This window comes from Paranoxybacillus vitaminiphilus (assembly GCF_003259935.1).
GTDB lineage: Bacteria > Bacillota > Bacilli > Bacillales > Anoxybacillaceae > Paranoxybacillus > Paranoxybacillus vitaminiphilus.
On record NZ_QLMH01000055.1, the window covers coordinates 1 to 1,213 of the forward strand.

Consider the following 1,213-nt stretch of genomic DNA (forward strand, 5'->3'; position numbering starts at 1 on the left):
GTGTGAATGAAGAAGGATATCGCGAAATTCTTGATTTCTTTGTGGGAGGACAAGAAAGCGCCTATGTATGGCAGGAAATTCTTCAAAACCTCTACAAAAGAGGCGGAAAGGAAGTGCTTTTGGGCGTATTCGATGGACTACCGGGTTTAGAGGAAGCCTTTAAGACGATTTATCCGAAAGCCGATGTGCAGCGTTGTGTCGTTCATAAAGTTCGTAACACGCTCAATCGTGTTCGGAAAAAAGATCAATTTGAAGTGGCAGAGGATCTCAAACTGATTTATCGCACACCGAATAAGGAGATTGCGTTACAGATGTTTCAACAGTTTGAGTTGAAATGGTCTAGTAAGTATCCGAGGGAAGTCCAATCTTGGGTCAATGAGCTGGATGTTCTCCTCACATTTATGGACTATCCGAACAGTATTCGAAGTGTGATTTACACGACGAATGCGATTGAACGAACAATCAAGGAGATCCGGAAACGCCTAAAACCAATGAACAGTTTGAATAGTTTAGAAGCCGCTGAAAAAATCGTATATTTGACCATCCAAGACTTTAATGAGAAGTGGGCAGGGCGAAAGTTACGAGGATTTGCCGAAGCGCATGAAGCCCTTCAACGAATGTTTGAAGAACGTTACAATTAACCAAATGCTGTAAATGGACGAAATAAGGGGATTCTCCCTTCCCACACAGGAGACTGAATATTCAGTCTCCTGTGTGGAGAAAATCAGTCCCCTATCAATTCAAATCCATTTCAGAGAAACCCTACCCCCATTATATTACACAAAATTCTTGACGGTACCAATTAGTTGGATTTTCTCTAAATGTTTTTTGAATTTCTTTGTTAATTTTTGTCCCACCAAGATAATTTCTAATGTTAGAAAAAAATAAATATTGATGGTTATTTTTCACGAATTTTGCAAACTCCTTTAACTCCACTTCGGCTACGCATGAATCTCCAGTAACAAAGTAATTTTTTAGCATAAGCTTTTTAGGAACTTTGCGATATTCAGATGGTAAACCTTGTAATGATAATAGGATCAATTCGTTTATCTCTTTAATGCCATATACATTGAGAGATACATTAGGATAATGATTTTCAATTCTTTCTTTCTCATAAGTGTAAACTAGCACATTATTTCAGAATCCCTTTTTCAAATTATTTCAGGCGGATTCGGAAATAATGTGCAAAATTTTTGCGGATTGTTCCGGATTT

At 37.9% G+C, this 1,213-nt stretch carries 2 protein-coding genes; one reads left to right on the forward strand and one right to left on the reverse strand.

Annotated features, from left to right (window positions below):
• Positions 1-641: IS256 family transposase (locus tag B0I26_RS18050; protein ID WP_111646701.1), on the forward strand; the 641-nt coding region annotated here is incomplete at its 5' end.
• Between the two features lie 130 nt (positions 642-771).
• Here B0I26_RS18050 and B0I26_RS18055 read toward each other — a convergent pair.
• Entirely contained in the window at positions 772-1,131 is a 360-nt protein-coding gene (locus B0I26_RS18055) for a hypothetical protein (RefSeq protein WP_111646702.1), read from the reverse strand.
• Positions 1,132-1,213 lie beyond the last annotated feature (82 nt).